Consider the following 5,038-nt stretch of genomic DNA (forward strand, 5'->3'; position numbering starts at 1 on the left):
CCGGCAGGCGCCGCCAGCCTGGGACAGGAATTATTGCATTTCAAGCTCAGGCTGAGCGCCGACGACACGATGCCGGCGACTGACTATGCGCGCGCCGCCGAACATCTCGCCGCACTGGCAAGACAGGACGAACAGGGAGGAGAAGGGGGGGGCGGAGGCCAACATGCCGCCGGAATCCTGCCGACATCGTTACTGACCCAGGGCGTGCGCCTGGAAAATTACATTTTTGAGCAACATGGCGCTATGGTGCACATCCATTTTCAGACGCACGAGGCGCGGCTCGGCATCATTCGATTGGGCAGCCATACGGATCTGCGCGCGGCCGATCGACATGTGCAGCAACTACGCAATTTCATTTGTCGGCTCAATATCGGCTCGGAAGGTTTTCATCTGCTGGAGCATCTGCTGCTGCGACCGCGCAATGCCGTGCAAGAAAACCAGGAAGCGGTGGACCCCGACTTTTATTCCTCGCGGATCAGCGTCGTCTTTCCTTCATGGTCCGCGCGTTTCAGCGATCCCGATTTCCGAAGCCTGGCGCAAGAGACGATATGCCGCAATTTGCCGGCGCACCTGTTTCCGGAATTTCATTGGCTCGACCCGGTCGCCATGCGCGATTTTGAACAACGCCAGCGACTATGGCTGGAACAGTTGCGACGCTATGCCGGTCTTGCCGATGCCGACCGCGACAGCCACGCCGACAATCTCGATGCCGCCGCACAGGGCTTGACCAGATTCCTGCATCGGCGCCGTGCTGCCGCAAATCAGAGTTACTGGGTATGACGCTATGACGGCCCATCATCGCATCGACGAATTGCTGTTCGACATTGCGTTCGAGTCGCCTGCCATGGGCATCGCGCAGGTTGAAAACATGCGCGCGCTGATCGTCGAAAAATTGTTGCCGGCGATGGAGCAGGTGTTCGATCAGTATGCCGTCGACGGCGCAGTCTGGCGACTCGATACCTTGTCCGTGGACGTCGGCCCGGTGACGGAGGCGGAGTTCCCGGCAGCGCTGGCAGCAAGCCTGAGGGGAGCGTTGGAGCAGGTCTTGCAATTGCACGGACGCCCGCCGAACCTGGAGGATTCGTCTGCTGACGTTCGTGATAACGAGGCGACATCGGGTGTCCGCATGACGCCGCTCCCGATGGCGGAGAGCGAATTGCTGCTGGCCTACCTTGGCGACGGCATGCTGCCGTGGCAACTGGACGTCACCACGCCGACAGCGCATGAAGACCTGTTGCAGCGCGTACTGACGCATGGTGCCGAGGCATTCATCGCGGCGCTGCGCGCCTCCTCGCAGCGCGGGATCTTGCTGTCGCGCTTGATTCGGCAATTTCCACGGCAGCAGTTGGCGGCCTTGTTGCGCCTGCTCAGCCCGGCGCATGCGGAACCTGTCCTGGCACATCTCGAACGCTTGCAAGCGCTGTTGCGGCAGGCTGCGTTCGACCAACAGGAAACCGTCGAGGCGATGCACGCAGCGTGGGAAAACGTCTTCAGCCATGGTCTGTCCGAGCCTGCGCGGATGCCGGCGCTGCCCGACATGCTGGCGCCGGCGCTCGCGCGAATTGCCGGTCCGGGCCGCCGGCATGGAGAGCAGATCTTGTCGCAGCTGGCCGCGATAGCATCGGCGTCAGAAGGCGATGCGGATGACGGTATGGAAACCGGCGGCGATGCCGGGCGTGCGCCGGCATCGCCGCATCCGGAGTCCACGCCGGATGCATCGGCTGTATCGAACGTATTGAACGTATCGAACATGCAAGAGGCACAAGGCGTGCAAGCTCCTCAGGATCGGCCACAGACTCAGGCCCGGATGCATCGCGACGCGTGGCAGGCGTTGCAGGAAGGGCGGGGCGATATGTCTTCGCTGGCCGAACTGATTCGTCATTCACCGTCGCAGCGGCTGCATGGGCAATTGCAACAGATCAACCCGGCGCATGCCGCGCATATCATCGACACGCTGAGCCTGTTGCAGGAAGTTGTGCAGCAGGCGGCGCCGAACGATGCCGCCGCGACCGGCGCAATGCAGGCCGTGTGGTTGCATGTTTTCACCGCCAGCCTGCAGCGGCCGGGACAATTGCCTGCGTCCGGGGACATGTTGAGCGCACTGCTTTCCTGGCTGGCGGCGACACGGCAGCAGGACCAACGCGATGTCGTGTTGCTGCTGGCGCAGGCGGCGCTGCGCGTGGAGGCGCGCGGGCGCCCCGGCGATATGCTGCGCATGCTGGCTGAGTTGAAGGATGCGCCAGCGGACCGCAGCAATACCGCCGCTGCCGATGTTGCCGCGGTCGGCAGGCACGCAACCGGAGAGGGCGTGCCGTTCATCCACGATGCGCAGGCGCAGGCAAGTACCGTCACGACAAAAAATCGCATGAGTTCGGCATTCATGCATGGCGATGCCGGCGAGATGTATGGCGAGTGGAACGAACTCGTTGACGCGCAACCGGAGATGCTGCGATCGGCGATTTTGCATTACGGAAATTATGAAGAGATCCGCGAAAAAATGGCTTCCGCGTTTCCCTTGTCGCTGCTGCAAGACATGCAGGCATTGTTGTCGCCGCAAGCTGCCGAATTGACGGCGCAGGTCTGGTCCGATGTGCAGATGCAGGCATGGCTCGACGACGGCAGGCCTGATGGTGCGACGGCGTGGAGCCGCTGGCGTCGGAATTGGTGGCGCGGCGGCATGGCTTACCTGCTACAGGCAATGCGCGGCATCACGCCTGGCGCGATGCCGCCGCCGGGTTTCGATGCGGATGCCTATCTCGCCGCCGCGCTTGAAGACAGCGGCGCTGCCGGCTGGCGCTGGTCGGCGCGGGAGAAGGAGTTGCGCGGTACCGGCGTGGCCGATGGCGTCGCGGCGGCAGTACAGACGGACGACGTTGCGAGCGGCGCCGAGGATCCCGCGATCCGGTCGCTGCCGATGCGGAACCTGATGCCGCCACCTGCTTCCATATCGGCAATATCGCTCTCCCTGACACAACTGTTCGAGGCCGTGCGACGCGGCGAGCAACCGTTGGAACAGCCTGGATTCGACGCCGCGCGCCTGGAACAACTGGTCGGCATGGCGGTGCAGGAAGCATCGTTTTTGCAGGCAATCATTGCGCATGCTGCGGCAGCGCGCGATCGTCGCGCCTACTACCTGCAAGTCCTCCACGCGCTGGCGCATAACCGCATCGTCGATCTGGAGGCTTGCGCGGACGCGGAACCGATGGCGTCGCCGGCGGCTATCGATGCCGCTATCGCTATCGAACCGGCAGATGTGCAGGAAAAGCCCGAACCTGAACCGCCCGATGCGATGTCGTCGCACGGGCCGCAGGAGGCGCTCAGCGAGATGCAAAAAATGCAGCTGGTCGGCCGTCTGGCAAAGGCATTCATGAAGGGCGAGCCGGAATCGCTATATGGCGACTGGGATGTGCTGGTGCGCAAGCATGCCGGATTGCTGCGCGAGGCGCTGCGGCACTACGGCATGCGCGACGATATCCAGGAACGCATCGCTGCCGCTTTCCCCGAGAGCATGTTGCACGATATCGTCACTTTGCTGGCGCCCGGGACCGTGTCTGCCTGGCGTTTCTTGCGCGACGGCACGGCCTCTGCGCGCATTGCCGTCGATGTCTCCGAACCGATGGCCGAGACATCCGGACACAGCAAAGCACAGGAAAACATGGGCGCCCATCTGATCCCGCCGGAAAATTTCCTGGCATGGCGGCGCCAAGTGTGGCGCGCCGCGTTGCGCCATCTGTTGCAGCGCAAGAGCGCGGCGGATGACGCCGGGGACGCCCCCTCGACCGAAGCCGTCGCCGATACCGATATCGATATGGACGGCGCCGAACAAATATTGCCGGCGCATGCGCTGATTGCCATGCTCGCTCGCGATCCCTTGCTCAACCTGACGGCATGGCAGCAAGGCTTCATGGCGCGCTGGATGCAGGCGGAAACAGAGCCTGCGCATGTTCAGGCAGCGCAAGCCGAGGTCGTCTCGGCACATGCGCCCTTGCCGGTTTCCGGCGAAACAGAAGCGAACGCCGGCGCATTGCGCGACATCCTGCTTTATCGACGCAGCCTGGCCACAATGCCGGAGTCGTCAGATGAGCGCGTCATGGCGTTGCCGCATGCGGCGCGCGCCTATCTGCGGCAAGGATTCGCCCGTTGGCAGGAATTGCACGAGCCGCCCCCGGTAACGCTGACGCCCGCCGAGCTGCGCGGCCTGATTGCGGCTTTTTTGTCTGCCGATGGCGAAGCGCCGTTGGCGCAGCGCCAGACTTTCCTGCAAGCGATCATCGCGCAGGCGCCGGCGCAGCATGCCGCACCTGATAGTCCGGCACGGTATTACCGCACCGTGCTGCATGCCTTGATGCACGCGCAGGAACTGGATCTGGAGGCAATTGCAGAATCCAGCGTGGCGGAGAGCGCCGTCTCGGCTGCATCGCCTATGCCAGCGGCATTGCCCGTGTCGGTCGGCATGCAAGAACCATCCGGGACCACGGTTGCCGTCATGGCGTCCGCAGCATCCGGCGCCGATCGCGATCGCACGTTTGCAGACTTGCTTGCGGATCCCGCGTTTGCGCTTGCCCGCGTCGCGCTGCCGGATGGATTTACGGACTGGCTGCAGGCGGCGGTCAACGCAGCGCAGCCGCTATTGCTGCCGGCGCTGGCCAGCCTGTCGGGCCGACCGGCTGCGTTCGGGCATTTGCTCGACCTGTTGCCGGCGTCATCGTGGCCGTGCCTGCTGACGCTGGCGCCGCATGCCCAGGCGCAACGCATGCATCGCCTTGCCGGCGATGCCGCCGATGCGTTCGCCGAGATCCACGGTCAACTCGCGGCGACGCGGCTGGCGCGTCTCGAGTGGGAATTCTTGTTAAGCCATCTGTTCGCTGTCGGCCGCGTGTTCGATCCGCCGCGCTTTGTCGACGAGCTGCTGCATTTCCTGGCGCGCGAAACGCGCTTGCCGCTGACGGCTGCATTGACCACGCGCGTGCGCGCGCAAATGGGAATCTCCCTGGCGACGACGGCCAACGCTGCTGCCGTCAAAACGGCAGCAGCGGCC

2 protein-coding genes are annotated in these 5,038 nt (G+C 63.9%); both read left to right on the forward strand.

Going from position 1 to position 5,038, the window contains the following annotated elements; genetic code table 11:
- Positions 1-780, forward strand: a 780-nt coding sequence (locus tag PMI16_RS09725; protein WP_007878991.1) for a hypothetical protein, incomplete at its 5' end; no start/stop codon positions are given.
- 4 nt (positions 781-784) lie between these two features.
- Positions 785-5,038 (forward strand): contractile injection system tape measure protein (locus tag PMI16_RS09730; protein WP_007878994.1); only part of this gene is annotated, 4,254 nt, incomplete at its 3' end.

This window comes from Herbaspirillum sp. CF444, assembly GCF_000282135.1.
Lineage (GTDB): Bacteria > Pseudomonadota > Gammaproteobacteria > Burkholderiales > Burkholderiaceae_D > Herbaspirillum.